This is a genomic window from Brucella sp. NBRC 12950 (assembly GCF_030268145.1).
Taxonomy (GTDB): domain Bacteria; phylum Pseudomonadota; class Alphaproteobacteria; order Rhizobiales; family Rhizobiaceae; genus Brucella.
On sequence record NZ_BSQC01000019.1, the window covers coordinates 65478 to 86911 of the forward strand.

Consider the following 21434-nt stretch of genomic DNA (forward strand, 5'->3'; position numbering starts at 1 on the left):
TTGCACCTAGGTGCCGCGCGTAATGACAACCATTTAGGTTGTTTCAATTTGCACCCGGAATTGGGCGTTCGTTGGCATAGATCCGAAGACAGCTTGAACCCTGTCAAACGCCGTTGCCAAATTATCGCACTTGGCTCTATAAATTCTATTTTTTTCAAAGCTTTGAGCCACGATCGTGGAAAGTTATTGTTGAACGCCAACAACCGCTTCGCTATCGTCAAATTCTGACATTCTGAAACTATCAGCTCCATAAAAGAGCGTTAATCAACGTATGCCGGGCTGCATATTCTGCTGAGACACGCGTGATAAGTCTCTGCACTGTAATGATTGAAAGCATGACGTAAATGGCAATTAAGAAGTCCGAACTATATTCTTCACTGTGGGCGAGCTGTGATGAGTTGCGTGGTGGCATGGATGCCTCCCAGTACAAGAACTACATCCTCACCCTGCTCTTCGTAAAATATGTTTCGGACAAATACGCCAAACAAAAATACGGCGCTATCGTTGTGCCTCCAGGAGGCTCTTTCGCCGATATGGTTGCCCTGAAAGGGCAAAAAGATATTGGCGACAAAATGAATACCATCATTGGCGAGTTTGCTCGGGCCAACGATATGGCTTGGCTATCCAACCCAGATAATGATTTCAACAACGAAGACCGGCTGGGCAAAGGCAAAGCCATGGTCGATACGTTGACCAAGCTCGTCGGCATCTTCGAGAACCTCGACTTTGGCAAGAACCGCGCCGATGGTGATGACCTGCTCGGTGATGCTTACGAATATCTGATGCGCCATTTCGCAACGGAATCGGGCAAGAGTAAAGGCCAGTTCTATACGCCTGCCGAAGTGTCTCGGATTCTGGCTAAAGTCATTGGTATCAACAAGGATACCAAGAGAGACGCAACGGTATACGATCCCACATGCGGTTCTGGCTCGCTGCTCCTAAAGGTCAATGATGAAGCGCCGAATGGCCTTTCTCTTTATGGGCAGGAAAAAGAACAAGCAACTGTCGCTCTTGCACGGATGAATATGGTCCTCCACGGGAGCGACTCTGATGAACTCTGGCAGGACGACACCCTGTCCGCGCCGCACTGGCGGGATAAAAACGGCAAGCTGCGCACCTTCGATTTTGCTGTCGCTAACCCGCCATTCTCGCTCAAGTCCTGGAGCAATGGCTTTACGCCGTCAGATGACGAGTTTGAACGCTTTGAGTACGGGCAGCCGCCCGAGAAAAATGGTGATTACGCCTTTTTGCTGCATATCATCAAATCTCTGAAAAGCACCGGTAAGGGCGCAGTGATTTTGCCACATGGTGTTTTGTTCCGTGGCAATGCAGAGGCGGATATACGTCGCAATCTCATTCGCCAGGGCTATATCAGGGGCATCATCGGATTGCCTGCCAACCTCTTTTACGGCACCGGTATCCCCGCTTGTATTATCGTGATCGATAAGAAGGCGGCAGGACGAGAGCGCCCGATCTTCATGATTGATGCCAGCAGGGGCTTCGTCAAAGACGGGAATAAGAACCGTCTTCGCGCGCAGGACATTCACAAGATCGTGGACGTCTTCAACCGTCAGCTCGTGGTGGATCGGTATTCGCGCCTCGTTCCCTATGACGAGATTGCCAAAAAGAACGACTTCAACCTAAATATCCCCCGCTACATCGATGCCAGTGAAACCGAGGACATCCATGATCTGGACGCGCATTTGAATGGCGGCATCCCGGACCGTGATATTGAAGCGCTGAAGGCGTATTGGGATGTCTTCCCATCACTACGCAAAACCCTGTTTGCCGATGGCGCACGCCCCGGTTATGCGAAGGCTTTGGTTGAATCACGCGCGATCAAGGCAACAATCCTTGGCCATGCTGAATTTGACGCTTTTAAGAATTCATCGCTGAAGCGCTTCCACAATTGGAAAGCGAAGCACCAGGATCAACTGGCCGGGATCAAGATCGGCGACAAACCCAAAGAGCTGATCTTCGACATTTCCGAAGACTTGCTGGCCCAGTTTGACGGCGCGCCGCTGCTCAGCAAATACGACATCTATCAAATCCTGATGACCTATTGGGATGAGGTCATGCAGGATGACGTGCACATGATCGTCCAGGATGACTGGAAAATCGCCAAGACTGTCCGCCTTCTGTTTCCGATCAAGGACAAAAACGGCAAGCCAAAATACACCGAAGAGCATGATTTCGAATTCGGCTCAGCCCAAACCAAGAAGCGCTATCGCAGCGACATCGTCCCGCCTGCGCTGATCATCGCGAAATTTTTCGCGGACAAGCAAGCGGCGCTAGATGCCCTTCAGGCCAAACACGATAGCGCGGTGCAGGAGTTGGAAAGCTTCATCGAGGAAAATACCGGCGAAGACGGCCTGATTGAGAACGCCAAGAATGAGAAAGGCGCAATCGGGCAGAAGGGCGTGAAAGACCGGATTAAGGAAACCAACGACGCCGACGAGCTGGCGGCGCTGAAGAAATGCCTTGCGCTTATCACCAGCGAGGATTCCGCGAAGAAGGCTGTCAAGGCGGCAAAGTTGAAACTGGACGAATTGGTCTTCAAAAAAATCCCGACCCTCTCAGAGGATGAGCTGAAAGCCATCGTCGTTCACGACAAATGGTTCGGAACCGTTGAAGCACGGATTGGCGAGGAGATCGAGCGGATGACGCAGCAATTGGCAGGCCGCGTCAAAACGCTGGAGGAGCGCTATGCCGAAACTCTGCCCGCGTTGAACAGAGACGTCCAGAAATACGCGAGCCTTGTTGAAGGCCACCTCAAGAAGATGGGGCTGGCATGGTAAAGGCTGGATATAAGCAGACCGAAGTCGGTGAAATCCCCGAAGATTGGGATATTTTAAGAGGAGAAGAAATAACAACAATCATAGCAAAAGGTGCCTCACCCAATTGGCAGGGATTCAGTTACACAAATAGCGGAATGTTGTTTGTTACCAGTGAGAACGTGCGAAATGGGTACTTAGATATTAAGAAACCAAAGTACCTTCCCCTTGAATTTCATGAAAAACTATCACGTTCAAAACTGAAAAACGGAGATATACTTATAAATTTGGTGGGCGCTTCTATAGGTAGGTCCTGCCAGATTAGACAGGAAATTGGAGAAGCAAATATTAATCAAGCGGTCGCCATTTTTCGTGTCGGAGAATTCTATGATGCTCGCTATATAGCTAGCTATCTGAATTCCCCTCAATGCATTGATCGAATATTAGGTATGCAGGTGGATGCGGCTAGACCGAACATTTCTTTAGGTGGTCTTCGAAACTTCACCATCCCATTTCCTTCCAGATCAGAGCAAAAGGCCATCGCCGCCGCCCTGTCGGATGTGGATACGCTGATCGACTCGCTGGAGAAGCTGATCGAGAAGAAGCGCGACATCAAGACCGCGACGATGCAGCAACTCCTCACCGGCAAAAAACGGCTGCCGGGTTTTGGCGAAGGCAAAGGCACGAAACAAAGCGAACTCGGTGAAATCCCGGAAGATTGGGACGTCCGAAAATATGGCGATACGTTTGCCTTTTTGTCGACGGCAAACAACTCTCGTGCAGACCTCAATGAAGATGGGGACGTAGAATACATCCATTACGGAGACATTCATACAAAGCTTCATTTCAATCTCGATTTGGAACGACAAACACTTCCAAAGATTGACCGCAACAAACTGCGAAATCCGGCCTTTATTGCTGACGGCGATGTCGTGATGGCTGATGCGTCAGAGGACTATGAAGGTATTGGTAAGAGTATTGAAATCTCAAACGTCGGCACTAGACGGGTCGTTTCCGGGCTCCACACGTTTCTGCTGAGAGATACGGAAAAGCGCTACGCGAATGGTTTTCGCGGCTATCTTCATTCAATTCCGGCTATCAAGCGTGCATTTGATACGCTTGCCACGGGCCTAAAGGTTTACGGTCTTTCTAAGAACAGCCTGAAAAGCGTGAGCATTCCGGTCCCGCCATTTGATGAACAAGTCGAGATCGTGAAAGTGATCTCATGCATGGACAAAGAGCTTCACCTTCTTGAGGAAAAACTCACCAAAACGAAAGCTATCAAGCAAGGCATGATGCAAGAATTACTGACGGGGAGGACGCGCTTGGTATGACGATCACCCGCAGCTATTACCGGATCATGCTGGGTCGCAAAAACGTCCACGCCAAGGAATGCCATGAGGGGCAGTTCATTGGCGGCGATTGGGGTATGGATTTTGACCTGAGCAGCACGCTGCCCGAGAACTGGCGCGACTTTAACAAGATGTACAATCCGGTCTTTCTGGAGCGCAATCCGGGCAAGAGCAAGGTGGCTGCCGGTCTGGCCTGCGGCATGCTCCACACGATCTGCAAGGGCATCAAGATCGGTGATTTCGTCCTCTGTCCGACCGGAACAGGAACCTACTGGGCAGGTGAGGTCGTTGGGGATTACACGTATGTACCGGGTGCGATTTTGCCCCATCGCCGTCAGGTGCGCTGGTATCCGAAGACCATCGACCGCAGCGAACTCAGCCAGGCCTTGGTAAATTCGGCGGGCTCAATTGGCACCGTCAGCAATATCTCCAAGCATGGGGCAGAAATTGAAAGCCTGCTTGCCGGGAATGCCCTGCCAACGCTGATTTCAACGGATGAGTTGGTTGAAGACCCGTCTGTGTTCGCGCTTGAAAAGCATCTCGAAGACTTCCTTGTACAAAACTGGGCCCAGACCGAGTTGGGCAAGCGCTTTGACCTCGTTGAGGACGAGGGTGAAGTCGTCGGCCAGCAATATCCGACGGATACAGGCAACATCGATATTCTGGCGCTCAGCAAGGACAAGACCGAATATCTGGTGGTCGAGCTGAAGAAGGGCCGCGCGAGCGATGCCGTGGTCGGCCAGATTCAACGCTATATGGGCTATGTTCTGGATGACATCGCAGAACCAAATCAAGGCGTGCGCGGGGCAATTATCGCCTTGGAAGATGATTTGCGTCTGCGCCGGGCGCTGCGCGTGACCAGCAATATTGAATTTTACCGTTATTCGGTGAGCTTTAAGTTATTTAAGAGTTAGGGGGAGCTATGAGCGATGTGGGGCAGATCGAGCGCGCGACGCAGAACAGAATTGTTAAACTGTTCCGCGAGCAACTGGGATATCGCTATCTTGGCAATTGGATAGATCGCCCCGACAATAGCAATGTCGAGAAAGACATTCTGGGCGATTGGCTGCGCGGTCGCGGCGTCAGTGATGTTCTGATCACCCGCGTATTTCGTGAGCTACAGAATGCAGCCGCCCTTGGTGATGGTCGCCACCTCTATGATGCCAACAAGGATGTCTACCGCCTTCTGCGCTACGGTGTGAAGGTCAAGGAAGGCGCCGGTGAGCAAAACCAGACGGTCTATTTAATCGACTGGGAAAATCCTGAAAACAACGATTTTGCCATCGCCGAAGAGGTATGTGTCAGCGGCGCGAACAAGAAGCGCCCAGACGTTGTTCTGTACGTAAACGGCATTGCCTTGGGGGTGATAGAACTGAAACGCTCCAGCGTTTCCGTGACCGAGGGTATTCGTCAGAACCTCGACAATCAGAAAAAGGCCTTCATCCGCAATTTCTTCACGACCATGCAGCTTACCATGGCCGGAAACGACACCGAGGGGCTCAGATACGGCACCGTCGGAACCACTGAAAAACACTATTACCAGTGGAAGGAAGACGGCGAAAACCCCTACGGCTACATGCTGGATTTCCATCTCAGCCGCATATGCGAGAAGCGACGTTTTCTGGAAATCATTCACGACTTCGTCGTGTTCGATACCGGCACCAAGAAGACCTGCCGTCACAACCAGTATTTTGGTGTGTCGGCAGCACATGATCATGTTCGGGATCGAAAGAGCGGTATTATCTGGCATACCCAAGGCTCAGGCAAAAGCTTGACCATGGTCTGGTTGGCCAAATGGATACGCGAGAACGTCAAGGATTCCCGCGTTCTTGTCATCACTGACAGAACGGAGCTGGATGAGCAGATCGAAGGCGTGTTCTCCGGCGTTGACGAGAAGATTTATCGCACAAAGAACGGCGAAGACCTCATTGCCACGTTGAACAACTCGACCGAATGGCTGGTCTGCTCTCTGATCCATAAGTTCGGTCGGCAGGGCGAAGAAGAGGAAACAAAGGCCACCGAAGACTTTATCAAGGAATTGAAGGCCAGCCTGCCAGCTGGTTTTACGGCGAAAGGCGAGATTTTCGTCTTTGTTGATGAATGCCACCGAACCCAATCCGGCAAGCTACACGATGCAATGCGGCTAATTCTGCCCGATGCAACATTTATCGGCTTCACAGGCACGCCACTCCTGAAAGTGGACAAGAAGAAGAGCATCGAGGTTTTCGGCACCTTCATACATACCTACAAATTTGACGAAGCCGTTGAGGATGGCGTGGTACTCGATCTTCGATATGAAGCTCGAGACATTGACCAATACGTTTCATCTCAGGAAAAGATCGACAAATGGTTTGAGGCGAAGACCAAAGGCCTTTCAGACATGGCCCGCGCTCAGCTCAAGCTGAAATGGGGCACATTGAAGAAGGTGCTATCCAGCCAGGATCGGCTGGAACAGATTGTCAACGACATTCTGATGGACATGGAAACTAAGCCGCGCTTGATGGATGGGCGCGGCAATGCCATGCTCGTTTGCAGCAGCATCTATCAGGCGTGCAAAGTCTACGATCTCTTTTCGAAAACCGATTTGGCCGGAAAATGCGCGATCATTACCAGCTATCAGCCGTCACCCGCTGATATCAAGGGGCAGGACAGTGGTGCAGGCCTCACCGAAAAACTCAATCAGTATGCAATCTATCGCCGGATGCTTGCCGAGTATTTCGAGAAGCCGGAAGACGAAGCCATGTACATGGCCGAGGAATTCGAGAAGCAGGTGAAAAGGAAGTTCATCAAAGAGCCGGGGCAAATGCGATTGCTCATCGTGGTGGACAAGCTACTCACCGGTTTTGATGCGCCATCGGCGACCTATCTCTATATCGACAAGGAAATGCGCGATCATGGGCTTTTTCAGGCGATTTGCCGCGTCAACCGGCTCGACGGAGAGGATAAAGAATACGGATATATCGTCGATTACAAAGACCTGTTCCACCGCCTAGAGGGTGCGATCAGTGATTACACCAGCGGTGCATTCGATGGATATGACGAAGCAGACGTCAAAGGCCTTCTTGGAGATCGCTTGGAAAAAGGCCACGACCGGCTGGAAGAGGCGAGAGAAACCGTTAAGGCGATCTGTGAGCCTGTCCTCGAGCCAAGAGGACAAAACGAATATCGCCATTATTTCTGCGGTGATCCGGCATCGCCTGGGCAGCTTCAAGATTTTGAGGCACGACGAATTGCCTTGTATAAAGCCGTAGCCAGCCTGCTCCGCGCCTATGCTAACCTTGCCAATGAACTTGAGGATGCAGGATACAATGCGGCGGAAGCCTCGCGAATTAAGCAGGAAGTCGAGCACTTCAGTAAGGTGCGGGAAGAAATCAAGCTGGCGAGTGGCGATTACATCGACATGAAGCTTTACGAGCCAGCGATGCGCCACCTGTTGGATACTTACATCAAGGCCGAAGATAGTAAGGTTATAGCCGATTTCGAAGAGTTGGGCCTGATCGAACTTATCGTGAAACGGGGCAATGCTTCCCTTCAAGATACGCCGCTCGCGATGATGAAAAGCGAGGAATCTATGGCGGAAACCATCGAGAATAACATGCGTAAGGTTATTATCGATGAAAAGGATGTGAACCCCAAATATTACGAAAAAATGTCAGAGCTTCTAGACGCTTTGATTGAAGAGCGGCGAAAGCAGGCTTTGGATTACAAAGAGTACCTGCTGCGTGTGAAAGAGTTATCGGTGCAGGTCCTCAACCCAGGAGGGATTGATCCGAAGACCTATCCAACATCAGTGGACACGTCTGCGAAAAAGGCGCTGTATGACAATTTTGTGGCCGACGAGCTATGGGTAACCAAGGTGGATACGGCAATCAGAACAGCCAAAAAAGCCGACTGGATTGGCAACCCTCAGAAGGAACGCGAACTCGCGGGCGCTATTTACAAAGCTATTGGCGACGATGAGCGTATCGAAAAAATTGTCGAGCTCGTAAAGAACCAATATGAGTACAGATAGCCGGTTCCTCGAAGTATCCGGGCTATCCGTTGAGATCGTTCGGAAGAAAATCAAAAACCTTCACCTGGCAGTCTATCCGCCGGACGGGATGGTGAGAGTTGCAGTTCCATTGCAAACCACCAATGAAAACGTGCGCCTAGCAGTCATTTCTCGGCTCGGCTGGATCAAGCGCAAACAAGCGGAGTTTGAGCGACAACCCCGGCAATCTGAACGGAAATTCGTTGCAGGCGAGAGCCATTACTTCCAGGGGCGACGTTATATATTAGAGGTGTCCGAACGGTCGGGAAAGCCCTCCGTGAAGCTGAAAAACAACTCAAAGATATTACTTTCCGTTCGACCCGGCACGCTCAAAGAAGCCCGAGCAAAGATCATGTCCGATTGGTATCGTGGGCACCTTAGGCAGCAGGTGTCTGCTCTTTTGGAGAAGTGGCAACCTGTGATCGGGAAGGAAGTGAACGGCTGGCGCATTCAAAAAATGAAAACGAAATGGGGTAGTTGCAGCATTTCAGAAAAGCGCATTTTGTTGAACCTGGAATTAGCCAAGAAATCCCCTGAATGCTTGGAATACATTCTCGTCCACGAGCTGGTGCATCTTCATGAACGCCATCACAACGAACATTTCCGGTCACTGATGGATCAATATATGCCCAAGTGGCGATCATGCCGGGATTTGCTGAATAATGAGCCACTGGCCTATGAGAACTGGGTGTATTAACAGCCCTTTCGGCTCAGACTTGACTTGCGTGGCTGGCGGCCGCTAGACCTTCTGTCTGCCTGTCGCCCTATATGGGTCGCCGCCGTTATCAGCCAAGTCTAGATGATAGCGCCGCGCATCCAGCAGTTCCATGAGCTTCGCCTCGTCCTGAACGCGGCACTGAAGCTTGCCGCTTTCAAGTTCCTTGAAAACGATCCCATGCTGCTGGGCGAGCGTTTCTATTTTCGCGCGCTGGAAATTCGCAATCAAAGGGTTTTGCGAGACTGAGGCTGCATACCGCGCGACCCTCGGATGCTTTTCGATATCCTCCTTGACCCGCGATAGATCGAGAAAGGTTATCGTATTCTCGATAGCCTGAATCTTGTCTTTGGCGGTAGCCGCAACGAGCGATGTAATGTTCGCAACTTGCTGCATCTGTCTGTCGTTCAAGATGTAGACGTTTGCATCCGTAATCAGCACATCGAACTCGTTGTCGAGCTTGAACACGGTATCTTCGATGATCGACAGCGTGTCATCTGTCATGCGGACCAATCGGTTCTTCGCTTTCACCGTTCCTTTGAACTGTGTCGCCTTTCTCACGCCAACCATTCTGCGATTCTGATTGTCGGTGATTTCGGCGAAGTAATATTCGATATCATTCACGTGGTCCGGTAGGTTCGCCAGATCATCGAGCGCGCCTGCATCAAATAGCGTTGAGAAGACGGCCATGTATTCGTTGTCACGATTGCAGTAGACGCGCCGCCGCTGCCCATAATCTTCGGAGATGTCATAGGCCTGCCAATCGCTTGGCACAGCGTTGAGCGCAGCGACGGTGCTCGCGATCATTTCTTTTAAGGCGCCTTTCAATCCCGCGTCTGTCGGCACGAAATAAAGATTTCCATTGCTGCGCAGTGCAATGCCGAAGTTAACGGAATCAATGTTTCCGATATCAATATCGTTCTCAATCATTTGCGGCCTTATCGAATAGTACACGTCCACCGAGGCGGTAGCCGGTGAGAGCATCGTCGTTGGGAATAAAATGCCTGCGCGAGATGACCGCATACGTGACGAAGCGGTTGCGTTTGCGGTCCTTCTCCGTAGTACCGATTTTCGCCTCTACGGTGAATATCCGGTACCCCCATATCGCGAACAACAGGTTCATGTAATGAAGTCGCATGTGCCAGAAGAGGAATATGACAAAAATGAACGCCAGGGAAACTGCGGTCAGATCGCGGATGCCATCTGTGTTTGCATCAAACAGCGGAATCAGCATTGCAAACAAATACGTAAGCAGATGTTCCCGTTGATCTTTTGCCGATGCGATATGAATTGTCTTTGTGTTTTCAGTCTTGCGAGCTTGTCTCAATAACCACCATAAGATCGCTGTCGGGAGCATAAACAGTGCCACACAGATCGGGATCCAATATTTGTCTTGGATCGCATCGACGCCGCGAATGGCCCACAGTACAAATACCGGGCTAAGACTCGACCAGACTAGAATGAATCGTGTTAGCTCAAGGCCTTCATCAGCATTTTTATTACTCATCTCTAGAGAATAGTAATTATGAGTGGTGATGACTAGGTATTCTAACGTCTAACCCTATCAAAAAAACCGTCAGTGCGCTAGCCATCCACCTTAACAACGAGACCGCCAATTTCTCAACCGCCGATATCAAATATTAAAGTGCGTGCTTCCAATCCAGAAAATGAATAATTCATTTTAAATGGCTGTTTGTAGCTAGCTGGATCGATCAGTGCGGCTTTCAATTCTTCGACATCCCTAGCGCCGGTTACTCGGATGATATACTGCGTAAACAGCGCATCAGGTCGCAAGGTGAAACACCAGTGAAGTACCAGAAATCGATGTACGTCATCATCGTCGTAGTCAAGTTCTAGGTTGGCAAAGCGATAGACAGGCTCGCCCAGCTCTTGTTCCAGTGCTTGTGCCACTGGTCGTATTGCCGTTCGCCAAAGCAAAAACGGTTCATACACTGTGTTTTTGCCAGCGCTATCGTATTCGTTATCCCATGAAGGCCCTGGAACAAATTCTATCATGGCTTTGGCCGGTGGAAGATCGGGCAAGGTTTCGAGAGACCAAGGGTTACCTATGTTGTCAGGGCCTGTAAACATTGGCGTTTTGATCGCGCCGGCGTTGGCCTGTTCAAAAAGATCCGTAATCTTGCTGCTAACAATCGACTTATTTCTGAGCCATGCCAGAAAATCAGGCACGGGTATTGCTTCTTGCATATCCGGCTCGAGATGATGGTAGAATCGAGCCCATTTGTTCGACGTGATCTCCAGCTTCAGTTCACGCTCAAACAATTGTGCCTTTTCAAGCCATTCGTCGTGAGTTTCTTCCTGGCTGCCTAGTAGCTTTTCCAATGCATCAAGCGGATGAATATAAGGAAGTCTTTGCCCGGCGGGTGGTTCAAGGAAATCAATGTTCCGATCCCAAGGCGATTTTTTAAGCGGATTACCGACGCCACGAATTGAAGCCACATGGTAGGGCTCAAGCGATGAAATAGGCAGTGCGCGCATTAAAGCGTCAATATCAACCATCTTGCCAGCTCAATCAGATAATTAAGAACAGAAGCCTGATTGAGAACACACACTGGCGAAGAGTTCCACCGAAAAAGGCCATGCCAGCACTTCTGAGCAGATACGCTGCCGGCGAACCCTACGGATTAATCATCTGCGTTAACTAGTGTGCCTGCGTTACGATTATAAATTTCTTTTGCTCGTCGAAAATCAGGATCTGATTCCGCAATTTCTTTCCGCTCGAAGGCAAGATAGAGGTCAAGTTCGGAGCGATTTGTCAGAGCTCGACGACAAAGATCATCAAGAACTTCTTCCCGTTCGCTGTCCTGCATTGACGAATAGTGTTTCCGTATAATTTCCTGCGGCGTATGGCCAAGGTTGAGTTGCAGTGCGACCTCATCTTTGATCGTCATGTTGCCACGCTTGGTTAAAAATGGGTGCAGTACCTTTCGAAAGTCATGTGATGAGATGTTACCGCTCAAGACTTCGGCTGACTGAGCGGCTTCTTTGAGAATCCGCTGAACAGAATCTTCCGATCTCCAGCACTGCGCCGGTTCGGTTTGATTGCCTCGATAGCCAAAGCCAAGGGCGTTCGGTTGAATATAGCGGTCCGGAAGAAAGAAAGGGGCATCATGATCGAAGCCATTCGATCCACGCCAATCTGCCCATGCGTCTAGAGCTTCAAGAAGTCCCGAGCCAAGATCGAGGCAATAGGTTCTTATGTGCTTTCCGAGCTTCGTGTCCACCTCTCGTGGATCCTGATTGATCCACCGGGTACGAATGTTTACGTGTTTACCACGCAGCGTGACCAGCGCCGCAATACGTATTCCCGTTACGATAAACATCGCGACAATTGCACGATTGCGCAGTTCGACCGGATTCGCGCTGGTCATGGCTGTAAAAATGCAAAGAGCATGGTCGAAAGTTAGACTGGTCCCCTTTACGGCGCTTGCTTCGACGGCACGCTCTCTCCGAGAAAGACTGAAATAGCCCGCGAGATCTGGATGGATTTCGACATCAGGTTGCCGTTGCAGCCAATCAAAGAATGCACGGCACCGGTCCAGCGTATGCGAAACGGTTGAGCTGCTTAGCGCGCCTCTCCCCATAAGAAGACGACGACCGCGTAGCTCTTCCTTGAACTTGCGACAATCGTCAATTGCTATCTTGCCAAAAGGCTTATGATTGAGAAATGCGCTCAGTCTGGCGAGAGAACGCAGATGTTCATCTACCGTTCGCAGATCTAAATTCTGGTAGCTCTCAAGATAGACCGTATAATGGTAAAGCCAGCGCAAATTGAAACTGTTAGTTTCCGGTGGGACTGGCGAGCCGCTTCTCCCAATATTTCCGGGAACCCCATCATACAATACGTCGGACGAGTCCTTAGGGGTATTGGTAGATGCCGCGTAAATCTCAGGCAGAACGCTGGATCGAATGCTTGCTTGTAGCATGTTGTGGCAATCAGAGCAATTTCCTGTCACCTCGTAGCATGTTATTCCCTTCGGAAGAGCATTTATTGATGCATGCACCAGTGCCATAAACTTGTTGCAAAATGAGCAGAATACCCGACCATCTTCGGGCGAGCGCCCAAATGGCCAGCGCGTAATCGTAACAAAACGACGAAGTTCAAATCCAGCAAAAAGCTGGGGGCGTTTTTCGTCAATTGGCGTTAATCCACGCTTGATCCAATTCGTGATCGTGCTTTCACCAACATCGAAGCTCTGACAAACCTGTTCACGGGTATACACCCAATGACGACGTGCTTTGGTCGGATCGTGGCGCCGCGACATGCTTATTTACCTGAATGCGCAGTATTGTGGAGACGATCCAGGTAGTTATCAATTGCGTGTCGGTCCCACCGTGTTGATCCCGAGATGTGAACCGGCTTCGGAAAATCTATATCATATTTACCTAAGCGCCAGACTTTAGAAATACTTACGCTCAGATAGGTCGCCACCTCTTTGACCGTCATAAGACGTGCGCATTTGCCGTTGACCTGGCGTTCAAACGGGTTCTTATCACTGTATGATTTTTGTTTACGCGGTTTGACCGCTGAAATGTTCGATAAATCGTGCTCAACTGCCAAAGATAATTCTTGTTTAGTATCTGTATCGGAAGCGCCAATTGCTGCAATCTCGGCGGCTGTAACGAAGCCAGTCGCATCAGCTGGTTTCAGAGCTTTGCATGGTACTCGCGCTTGGCTTGCTTCAGCATAAGCATTGTGAAACTGTTCAATATTTTTGCCGTCAGTCTTACCGAACATACGCTCGGCAATCACTTTTGGACTGACAGCATCGTTACGTTGTTTGATTTTCCGCATGCAGGTTTCCGCTAAACAGTTGAAGCCCTAGTTTGCTGGGCTTCATTATTCGCTACCACGGGCGATAAGTGCCGCCCCTGAAAAGACGGCCTAATCGCGCGGGCCCTTGACCGGCAGCGATGCAACGAACTGGTCGAGGTCGTCACGGAGAATAAGGGTGCGCTTACCAAGTTTGCGTACTGGAAGACGGCCTTCCTTGATCAGATTGTAGAGTGTGGAGCGGCCAATCCCAAGAAAGCGAGCGGTCTGCGCGATAGAAAGCGTTGAAAAGTCCTGCATTACATTAGCTCCATTTAATCCCAGATAATTCCGGGGGAATGCGTGGAGCCTGCCGTAGACTTGAGTGGAATCCTAATTGTGCAATTGTGCGGCGATGAATTCTTCGCTCAATTCATTGATCATATTTTGGCGATCTGGCTTGCGCGGACCGCGTGGACCTGGCTTTTGATTGGGCACAAATTCTTGATAAATTCGGCGAATACTGTCCCGGGGGGCACCTGGAATACAGCGCTTAACAAGCTCAATTATCTCCCTCTGTGTGAGCGGAGCCAATTCAATTGGAGTTTCGTGCAAAATCTTCTCGATAAGGCGTCGAAGTTGCGCCTGCGACACAACGCGTCCAGCCGACGGGGCTGTGGTTTTTTCCCCATCTTCCGGCCAGTTGTCCTTTATGAAGTCAGATCTAACTTGAATTTTACGATAGCCGCTCAACTGGATGCTCAGAATAGCGGCATCCCATTCGTCGTGATCATCGGTCCCGATCAAACGGTAAAGCTGTCCACTGTCATTCGAATCTGAAGTTGCCGTTTGCGGCCAGATCCCGCTAGGTATTGGGATCAATGGCCCTGGCTTGCTTTCATCCATACCTCTGACATTCGCTTCTGCTTGTTCTGGAGGCATATCCGCCAAAGTTGTTACAAGCGACAGGGCGGCTTCATCTTCCCGTTTGTAATATTGCTCCAATGCCATTGGCTTGCCACGCATGGCAATCCATTCGATTGCAGCGCCAACGCCAATCCAAAATTTATCGAGATTGACCAGCGTGATTAATGGCTGCACAATTTCACGGGCAGGTGTGTGTTGTTTTTTATAATTTCGATCCATTAGAATCGTCCTCTCCATGGCCCGTGGGAGCCAGATCATTCTGGACTACGGGGGAAAGTCATGATCACGGAGAGACAGTTGATAATTGTCTTTTCCACAGTTAAAAATCAGTGTGACGCGCCCACATTATTCCATCCGCTCAACTTGATGGCATTATTGATGGCATCAGAGAAAATACTCGAAATATTATTGTTAAATTTCATACAGTTAGAATCATAATTAAAGTCCTCTTCTGGCACCATTTCCAAGTCTTCAGACCACTACCAAGGTCCAGAAGCACCCCAAAAAGCCCGCGCAATCGGGCTTTTTTGTTGCCTGTGTTTGACCATTGAGCCAAGCACCAAACGGTTCGGCAAAGACCGAAATCACATCTCATTGCGCAAACACATAAGCGTGATCTGAGCTACTCCAAACCAGAATGAAACTGAAAATCAACGGTTTCAAAATAGACCACGCATCGGGTGGGTTTGGATGAAATCATGGCCGTATATGGCACATGAATGGAAGCGATTTGTTCTTCGATAGAGCATTTCGAAACAGCAGTCTTTTCACCCAACTGACGAGCTTTCCGGCATCCTTCCCAACGGGTGGGTTTCCCGAACGCTTGAGTTCGAAAACCATAGGAAATGAAGATATGAAGAAGCAGACACTCTCCCTCATCGCTGTAATGCTTATTGCTGTGGCAGCAGCGGGATGTCAGTCGACGGACAACAAGACACGCGACTGGGGCAACAACAGGTCGGACGCACCTAGCCGCTCGGCAACTTCACAGTCCATGTAAGGAATTGGGGCTACGCCGCGCGCGTGGCTACAGTCGTAAAATGAAAAATGCCCGGCCTTTTTTACGCTGTCATCAGTGCTGGTACATCCGCAGTCACGACAACAGCTATAACGCCATAGTGAGCGTGATTGGTTAATAAATGGTTAACGAACAATGGCTTCGTAATCTCGCAAAGCTTTGGGCCTTGCCACATGCGAGAACTCCGCGCATCCTTCATTCAAGAATTGCGATTTGAAGGACAAATCAGATGGAGCAACCTGCCTATGACCTTGAGTTTGGGGAGATGATCCGCTGGCTCCGCGAGCATGGGCTTATTCTGCAGTCCGATCTTGAAGGCAATGCCGAACTCTCTACGCGCGCAGAACGGTTGGGTCGCAAACGTCGGCGTGAGGCAGAACAGACAAAACAATAGTCGGATTTACAGGCTCAAAAACAATAATCATATCAGCCTGGGACGAAGCAAAAGGGGAGAAGAATGCGCCATAAGGGCTTGCTGGATTTTGGTAGAAACGGCCTGTTTTATCGGTTGTTTCTAGTGAGCGCGATCTGCGCAATCCTGAGCAGCGTATTGAGCCAGAATGGGGAGATTCCGTTCTGGCGCTGGGTTCATTATCTAACCAAACCAACCGCGACACTGCTTCTGCTTTTCGCAATTCTGAACGCCCCTCGTCTCAACTCCAAAACATACGGATTTGCAATCGCGCTTGGGCTTGCATTTGCAGCCGCTGGCGACTTTTTCCTGATGCTTCCCGGTGAATATTTTCTCACTGGTCTGATTTGCTTTCTCATAACTCATTGCATTTACATCTATGCACTGTGCCGAAAGACGCGCTTTGCAGAAAGCAAACTCGCCTTCCTGATCTTTGCAGTGCTCGCAATTTCGATCATTGTGGGTCTGTGGGGCAAATTGCCGTCAGCCATGAAAATCCCCGTTGCCATTTATGCGTCAGCAATTGGCATCATGGCGGCTCAGGCCTTTAGCCGTGCGCTTTCGACAAGCCCCGACACCGCGGTACGCTATGCCGCATGGCTTGCCGCTGCGGGCGGCATTTTCTTCATGGTGAGTGATACGCTGCTCGCATTCAATCGTTTTCACACGCCTATTCCGCTCGCGGGCCTCTGGGTTCTCACCACCTATTATGTGGCGCAGTTCCTTTTCGCGCGCTCAACAGAGAGTTTTGCCTATGAGCGCTGATCAGCCTGCTTCGCCACAATACCAATTGCAGGCGACATTAAAGCGTTTGCGACAAAGCTGGCTGGATGATCGACCAGCCTATGAGCAACGCATAGATGACCTGCGTAATCTGCGTAGAACTCTCCATGAGCGTCTTGAGGAGATGGCACAAGCCATCAATGCCGACTTTGGCAATCGCTCGACCCATGAAACCTTGTTGGGCGAAGCCAGCGTTGTTTTCGCCGAAATCGATCATGCGCTGCATCACCTGAAACGCAGGATGAAGCCACAACGCCGAACCGCAGGCTGGAAACTGTGGCCCGCAAAGGCCGAGCTTCGTTTTGTACCTCTTGGCGTGGTTGGTATTATTTCGCCGTGGAATTACCCGGTCAATCTTGCACTGGCGCCGCTGGTGGCAGCGGTCGCCGCTGGCAACCATGTTTTTCTGAAACCGTCCGAGCATACGCCACACACATCAGAATTTCTGCGCAAACTGATCGCCGACGTCTTTCCTGATGATCGGGCAACGGTGGTACTTGGCGATGCGCATCTTTCCACTGAATTTTCATCGCTGCCTTTCGACCACCTGTTCTTCACCGGCTCGACCGCCGTTGGTCGCAAAATCATGAAAGCGGCAGCCGAAAACCTCACACCCGTAACTCTGGAACTGGGTGGCAAATCGCCTGCCATTATCGGTGAAGGAGCCAGTCTCAAACGCGCCGCAAGCTCCATTGCTACAGGCAAATATTTCAACGCGGGTCAAACCTGCATCGCGCCTGACTATGTGCTGATCCACCAAAGCAAACGCGATGCCTTCGTAACCTTGCTGCGCGAAGAAACTCGCAAGCGATATGGCGAGGGATCAGCGCAAAGCGACCGCACGACGATCATCAATGATGCACAATATGCGCGCCTGTCCTCGTTGTTGCACGATGCAGAGGATAACAGCGAAGCAATCGTTCCGCTGATAGATGCGCCGACTTCACAAAGCCACCCACGGCTGATGACGCCCGCAGCAATTCTGGAGCCCGGTCCGACCAGCGCAATCATGCGCGAAGAGATTTTCGGCCCCCTGCTTCCGATTATAAGCTATCGCTCAATTGATGAGGCAATCGCTTATGTTCTCAATCATGAGCGGCCGCTGGCGCTTTATTGCTTCAACGACAACACAGCTGAAATCGAGACCGTGCTTTCTCAGGTCGTTGCAGGCGGCGTGTGCATCAATGACACGCTCTATCATTTTGCATGCGGAAATCTGCCGTTTGGTGGCGTTGGCCATAGCGGCATGGGGCATTACCACGGCAAAGATGGCTTCCTGACCTTCTCGAAAGCCATGCCAGTCCTGACCAAATATACGCCTGCAGCAACGGACCTGATCAAGCCACCCTATACTGGACTTGTTGACCGGGTAATCCGTTTCATCACGCGATGAGCTGAACTGAAAACAATCTTGTCAGCAATCTGTGATCCAACACTACTGTTCAAACCGCAAAATGACCTATTTAAAAGGATATCCAAAACGGCACGAGGTAGCGGCGGGTGAAGAAAAAGAAAACACCAGGTCGAATTTCTACAAAAATATTGACGGCTATCCGTAATCGGCCCGGCTTCCGACCGCTGCATACCAATGTTGCAGACGGCGACATCGTGATCGCCTCCTACAATGTCCATAAATGCATTGGTGTGGACAAGATCTTCGATCCCCAGCGCACAGCCGACGTTATCAGCGAAATCGATGCCGATGTGATCGCTCTGCAGGAAGCAGACAAGCGTTTCGGCGAGCGATCCGGCCTGCTGGACTTAGGGCTGCTTGAGCGCCGCCACGGCCTTGTTCCCGTACCGATCACATCGACAATGCCCAAAGGCCATGGCTGGCACGGCAATGTTCTGCTGTTTCGCGAAGGTGTTGTGCGCAATGTGCGCCAGCTTGCTTTGCCAGGGGTAGAGCCGCGCGGCGCACTGGTCGCCGACCTGCAATTCGCATCCGGCCCTCTGCGCGTGATCGCAGCACATCTGGGGCTTTTGAAGCGCTCTCGCGAACAGCAAGCGGAAAGTATTCTTTCCGCATTGCAGGAAGCCGACAGCCTGCCAACGCTGCTGATCGGCGACCTCAATGAATGGCGTATTGGTAAACGATCCTCACTGGCATCGCTCATGCCGGTGTTCAACCATGTATCAACTGCAGTGCCCAGCTTTCCATCCCGCTTTCCAGTATTTGCGCTGGATCGCGTTCTTGGAACGCCGCATAATCTGGTAACGGCTGTAGAGGTTCACAACACACCGCTGGCGCGTATGGCTTCTGACCATCTTCCGATCAAGGCGCATCTTGATCTTAAAACCGCAGCGCAGGTCCTCGAAGAGTTCAATCCTTCGCTACTCACCAGCAACTCAAGTTCAGGCAGCTAAGAAGCCTTAAAGATAAGGCGATCCGAGCCAGATGATACGGTCGATCAAGCGTTCGTAGAACGGGCGGTTTTTGAGACGCGTCAGGTTCACTTCCCGGCTGCTGTCGATCACCTTGCCGATACGTTCTTCGACTTTCAGCGCAATCTCGCGATCCAGAATTTCGAGATCGACCTCAAAATTTAACCGCAGCGAACGGGCGTCAAGATTGGATGAGCCGACATAGGACCACGCACCGTCAATCGTCATCAGCTTGGAGTGATTGAACGCGCCCCCTGCCCGCCAGATACGACAGCCACCTTTCAGCAACTGATCGAATTGCGCGCGCATGGCGCGATCCACCAGCTTGAGATTATTGACCCCCGGAACCACCACATCAACCGACACACCACGCCGGGCAGCAGTGACCAGCGCACTGATAAGTTCGCGGTCTGGCAGGAGATAAGGCGACATGATCAGGATGTGCTCCTGCGCAATCGAGAAGGCGCCCATCATCATGCGATGATTGGTTTCAATGTTCTTATCTGGCCCCGAGCCGACCACGCGGATGAGCTTGCCGGTTCCCGGCGGATCTTTGGGTGCTGCAATGCTCCAGGCGCCACCGGTCAGCAATTCGCCTGTCGCAAAACGCCAGTCTTCCGATGCGACATGGAAGAGATCGGCAATCGCCGGACCTTCGACGCGGAAATGCGTGTCAAATGCAACCGCATCGCCAGCGATAGCTTTTACAAAGCCTGCACGAATATTCATGCCGCCGGTAAAGGCCAGCTTGCCATCGACGATCAGGATTTTACGGTGGGTGCGCAGGTTTGCATAAGGCAGACGCAGACCCATAATGATATTGCCGTTGAACACATCAACAGCCACACCATTTTCCTTCAGCAGATTAACGATGCTGGGAATGGAATAGCGCGCGCCGACAGCATCCACCAATACACGAACCTCGACACCACGCTTGACGGCATCACCCAGCGCATCGGCAAATTGCTGGCCGATTGCATCACGGTCAAAAATATAGGTTTCAAGCATGATGCTGCGTTCAGCTTTGCCAATAGCATCCAGCATTGCTGCATAGGCTTCATCACCGGTTTCCAGCATTTCTATGCTGTTGCCGCTGGTAAAATCATAAAGGCTGACAGTGTCGCCAAGAATTTTCATCGCTCCGAACTGACGTCCGAAGGCCGCGCGCACGAGATCATTGGTCGTGTCGAAATGCGATAAATGATAGAGCGCAATATTGCCCATATTATCGCGCTGATGCCCGAGGGTGCTACGCCGGATACGGTTCACACCTGCCAGTGCATAGACAACCGCACCGACGATTGGCGAAAGCACAATCACGCCAACCCAGCCGAGCGCGGTCCGCACCTCATCCTTGGTCATTGTCGCGTGGATAGCTGCAATCGCTCCCAGAACGATCGACAGAACAGCCAGGATATGCGGCCAATAGTGCGAAACCAGATCAAACATCAAACTGACTTTAAGCCAAAAAAAGTTTTTACTGCAAAGACATACCGTGTTCTGGCTCTTACACCAACAGGAGATTTTTGGGCGAGTTCAAGCCTCGGATCCATCTCTGGCCAAATCTTCAGTTTGGCTTATATTGCTGATCGGGAATGAAAATTGAGGGACATCTTATGGCAACAGCACAGAATGACTTTAATCGTCCTACCCTTCCAACCGAGGTCTCATCAAAATGGGGCTGGTTCGTCGCTCTCGGCGTCGCGCTGCTGATCCTCGGCGGTATTGCTTTCGGCAATCTGGTTCTCGCGACAGTCGTCTCCGTCTACTATGTCGGCATCATGATGCTGGTCGCAGGGATCATCGAAATCATTCATGCCTTCGGCGTGAAGACCTGGGGCAGCTTCTTCTTCTGGCTGCTGAGTGGTTTGCTCTATGCAGCCGCAGGCATTGTCGCCTTCGTCAATCCAATTCTCGCCGCCGGGGTGCTGACCTTCCTGCTTGCAGCCGCTCTTCTGGGCTCCGGCTTCTTCCGTATCTGGATGGGCTTCAAGTCAAAGCCGGCAGCAGGCTGGGGCTGGATTGTTGCAGCGGGCGTTATCACCGCTCTCGCAGGTCTCGTCATTGCAATGCAGTGGCCGGTCAACAGCCTGTTCATTCTGGGCCTGTTTTTGGCAATCGATCTGATCTTCCAGGGTTGGTCGTTCATTGCATTCGGCCTCGGCATCAAGCGCTAGAATCCAAAACGGCAAATTTGCGAAGCGGCGTGCCTCACGCCGCTTTTTCATTTCAAACACCGGGCTTGTTGAGATTTTGGCCAATGA

The 21434-nt window shown here is 51.0% G+C and carries 19 protein-coding genes; 11 read left to right on the plus strand and 8 right to left on the minus strand.

Annotated features, from left to right (window positions below; translation table 11 throughout):
• The first annotated feature begins 344 nt into the window (after positions 1–344).
• The 5 genes from QSJ70_RS24465 to QSJ70_RS24485 are packed head-to-tail and all read left to right on the plus strand — an operon-like array spanning position 345 to position 8853.
• Positions 345–2798, plus strand: coding sequence for a type I restriction-modification system subunit M (locus QSJ70_RS24465; RefSeq protein WP_285540425.1), 2454 nt, complete (start codon positions 345–347; stop codon positions 2796–2798).
• Positions 2792–4108 (plus strand): restriction endonuclease subunit S, encoded by a 1317-nt coding sequence (locus QSJ70_RS24470; RefSeq protein ID WP_285540426.1) that lies wholly within the window; start codon positions 2792–2794, stop codon positions 4106–4108. Before QSJ70_RS24465 ends, QSJ70_RS24470 begins: the two co-directional genes overlap by 7 nt.
• Positions 4105–5040, plus strand: a complete 936-nt coding sequence (locus tag QSJ70_RS24475; protein WP_285540427.1) for an endonuclease NucS domain-containing protein — start codon at positions 4105–4107, stop codon at positions 5038–5040. Before QSJ70_RS24470 ends, QSJ70_RS24475 begins: the two co-directional genes overlap by 4 nt.
• 8 nt (positions 5041–5048) lie before the next feature.
• Positions 5049–8138: a type I restriction endonuclease subunit R gene (locus tag QSJ70_RS24480; RefSeq protein WP_285540428.1), complete on the plus strand. Its 3090-nt coding sequence runs from the start codon at positions 5049–5051 to the stop codon at positions 8136–8138.
• Entirely contained in the window at positions 8125–8853 is a 729-nt protein-coding gene (locus QSJ70_RS24485) for a M48 family metallopeptidase (protein ID WP_285540429.1), read from the plus strand. Before QSJ70_RS24480 ends, QSJ70_RS24485 begins: the two co-directional genes overlap by 14 nt.
• Positions 8854–8895: 42 nt before the next feature.
• Here the strand turns inward: QSJ70_RS24485 and QSJ70_RS24490 are convergent, their stop codons facing one another.
• From QSJ70_RS24490 to QSJ70_RS24520, 7 genes are all read right to left on the minus strand, one after another.
• Positions 8896–9801, minus strand: coding sequence for a Kiwa anti-phage protein KwaB-like domain-containing protein (locus tag QSJ70_RS24490; protein ID WP_285540431.1), 906 nt, complete (start codon positions 9799–9801; stop codon positions 8896–8898).
• Entirely contained in the window at positions 9794–10378 is a 585-nt protein-coding gene (locus tag QSJ70_RS24495) for a KwaA family protein (protein WP_285540433.1), read from the minus strand. Before QSJ70_RS24495 ends, QSJ70_RS24490 begins: the two co-directional genes overlap by 8 nt.
• A 113-nt stretch (positions 10379–10491) precedes the next feature.
• The gene (locus QSJ70_RS24500; RefSeq protein WP_285540435.1) at positions 10492–11391 is read right to left on the minus strand and encodes a hypothetical protein; all 900 of its coding nucleotides are present in this window, start codon (positions 11389–11391) and stop codon (positions 10492–10494) included.
• 125 nt (positions 11392–11516) lie between these two features.
• Positions 11517–13157, minus strand: coding sequence for a tyrosine-type recombinase/integrase (locus QSJ70_RS24505; protein ID WP_285540437.1), 1641 nt, complete (start codon positions 13155–13157; stop codon positions 11517–11519).
• Positions 13158–13159: 2 nt separating this feature from the next.
• Positions 13160–13687 (minus strand): helix-turn-helix transcriptional regulator, encoded by a 528-nt coding sequence (locus QSJ70_RS24510; protein WP_285540439.1) that lies wholly within the window; start codon positions 13685–13687, stop codon positions 13160–13162.
• A 90-nt stretch (positions 13688–13777) separates the two neighbouring features.
• Entirely contained in the window at positions 13778–13966 is a 189-nt protein-coding gene (locus QSJ70_RS24515) for a helix-turn-helix domain-containing protein (RefSeq protein WP_111786123.1), read from the minus strand.
• A gap of 72 nt (positions 13967–14038) precedes the next feature.
• On the minus strand, positions 14039–14791 hold the full coding sequence (locus tag QSJ70_RS24520; RefSeq protein ID WP_285540444.1) for a hypothetical protein: 753 nt from the start codon (positions 14789–14791) through the stop codon (positions 14039–14041).
• Positions 14792–15425: 634 nt separating this feature from the next.
• Between QSJ70_RS24520 and QSJ70_RS24525 the strand changes: the two genes are divergently transcribed.
• The 5 genes from QSJ70_RS24525 to QSJ70_RS24545 all read left to right on the plus strand — a co-directional run bounded on the left by QSJ70_RS24525 (position 15426) and on the right by QSJ70_RS24545 (position 19152).
• Positions 15426–15572 (plus strand): hypothetical protein, encoded by a 147-nt coding sequence (locus QSJ70_RS24525; protein ID WP_153222981.1) that lies wholly within the window; start codon positions 15426–15428, stop codon positions 15570–15572.
• Between the two features lie 247 nt (positions 15573–15819).
• Positions 15820–15984 carry a hypothetical protein gene (locus tag QSJ70_RS24530; RefSeq protein ID WP_153222983.1) on the plus strand — a complete coding sequence of 55 codons (165 nt, stop codon included), beginning with the start codon at positions 15820–15822 and terminating at the stop codon, positions 15982–15984.
• A 63-nt stretch (positions 15985–16047) separates the two neighbouring features.
• A complete protein-coding gene (locus QSJ70_RS24535; RefSeq protein WP_007876454.1) occupies positions 16048–16767 on the plus strand; it encodes a lysoplasmalogenase in 720 nt (239 codons plus the stop codon).
• On the plus strand, positions 16757–18178 hold the full coding sequence (locus QSJ70_RS24540) for a coniferyl aldehyde dehydrogenase (protein ID WP_285540448.1): 1422 nt from the start codon (positions 16757–16759) through the stop codon (positions 18176–18178). The genes QSJ70_RS24535 and QSJ70_RS24540 overlap by 11 nt, the downstream gene beginning before the upstream one ends.
• 107 nt (positions 18179–18285) lie before the next feature.
• Entirely contained in the window at positions 18286–19152 is an 867-nt protein-coding gene (locus QSJ70_RS24545) for an endonuclease/exonuclease/phosphatase family protein (protein WP_113160183.1), read from the plus strand.
• A 6-nt stretch (positions 19153–19158) separates the two neighbouring features.
• Here the strand turns inward: QSJ70_RS24545 and cls are convergent, their stop codons facing one another.
• Positions 19159–20619, minus strand: coding sequence for a cardiolipin synthase (cls, locus tag QSJ70_RS24550; RefSeq protein ID WP_285540450.1), 1461 nt, complete (start codon positions 20617–20619; stop codon positions 19159–19161).
• A 167-nt stretch (positions 20620–20786) separates the two neighbouring features.
• Here cls and QSJ70_RS24555 point away from each other — a divergent pair, with 167 nt between their 5' ends.
• Positions 20787–21347: an HdeD family acid-resistance protein gene (locus QSJ70_RS24555; RefSeq protein WP_064322452.1), complete on the plus strand. Its 561-nt coding sequence runs from the start codon at positions 20787–20789 to the stop codon at positions 21345–21347.
• Positions 21348–21434: the final 87 nt, after the last annotated feature.

Coding starts and splice junctions, on each gene's coding strand:
- QSJ70_RS24540 (WP_285540448.1), top strand. CDS start 16,757: ATGAGCGCTGATCAGCCTGCTTCGCCACAATACCAATTGCAGGCGACA.
- QSJ70_RS24475 (WP_285540427.1), top strand. CDS start 4,105: ATGACGATCACCCGCAGCTATTACCGGATCATGCTGGGTCGCAAAAAC.
- QSJ70_RS24500 (WP_285540435.1), bottom strand. CDS start 11,391: ATGGTTGATATTGACGCTTTAATGCGCGCACTGCCTATTTCATCGCTT.
- QSJ70_RS24535 (WP_007876454.1), top strand. CDS start 16,048: ATGCGCCATAAGGGCTTGCTGGATTTTGGTAGAAACGGCCTGTTTTAT.
- QSJ70_RS24555 (WP_064322452.1), top strand. CDS start 20,787: ATGGCAACAGCACAGAATGACTTTAATCGTCCTACCCTTCCAACCGAG.
- QSJ70_RS24465 (WP_285540425.1), top strand. CDS start 345: ATGGCAATTAAGAAGTCCGAACTATATTCTTCACTGTGGGCGAGCTGT.
- QSJ70_RS24490 (WP_285540431.1), bottom strand. CDS start 9,801: ATGATTGAGAACGATATTGATATCGGAAACATTGATTCCGTTAACTTC.
- QSJ70_RS24515 (WP_111786123.1), bottom strand. CDS start 13,966: ATGCAGGACTTTTCAACGCTTTCTATCGCGCAGACCGCTCGCTTTCTT.
- QSJ70_RS24530 (WP_153222983.1), top strand. CDS start 15,820: ATGGAGCAACCTGCCTATGACCTTGAGTTTGGGGAGATGATCCGCTGG.
- QSJ70_RS24480 (WP_285540428.1), top strand. CDS start 5,049: ATGAGCGATGTGGGGCAGATCGAGCGCGCGACGCAGAACAGAATTGTT.
- QSJ70_RS24525 (WP_153222981.1), top strand. CDS start 15,426: ATGAAGAAGCAGACACTCTCCCTCATCGCTGTAATGCTTATTGCTGTG.
- cls (WP_285540450.1), bottom strand. CDS start 20,619: ATGTTTGATCTGGTTTCGCACTATTGGCCGCATATCCTGGCTGTTCTG.
- QSJ70_RS24485 (WP_285540429.1), top strand. CDS start 8,125: ATGAGTACAGATAGCCGGTTCCTCGAAGTATCCGGGCTATCCGTTGAG.
- QSJ70_RS24495 (WP_285540433.1), bottom strand. CDS start 10,378: ATGAGTAATAAAAATGCTGATGAAGGCCTTGAGCTAACACGATTCATT.
- QSJ70_RS24505 (WP_285540437.1), bottom strand. CDS start 13,157: ATGTCGCGGCGCCACGATCCGACCAAAGCACGTCGTCATTGGGTGTAT.
- QSJ70_RS24510 (WP_285540439.1), bottom strand. CDS start 13,687: ATGCGGAAAATCAAACAACGTAACGATGCTGTCAGTCCAAAAGTGATT.
- QSJ70_RS24520 (WP_285540444.1), bottom strand. CDS start 14,791: ATGGATCGAAATTATAAAAAACAACACACACCTGCCCGTGAAATTGTG.
- QSJ70_RS24470 (WP_285540426.1), top strand. CDS start 2,792: ATGGTAAAGGCTGGATATAAGCAGACCGAAGTCGGTGAAATCCCCGAA.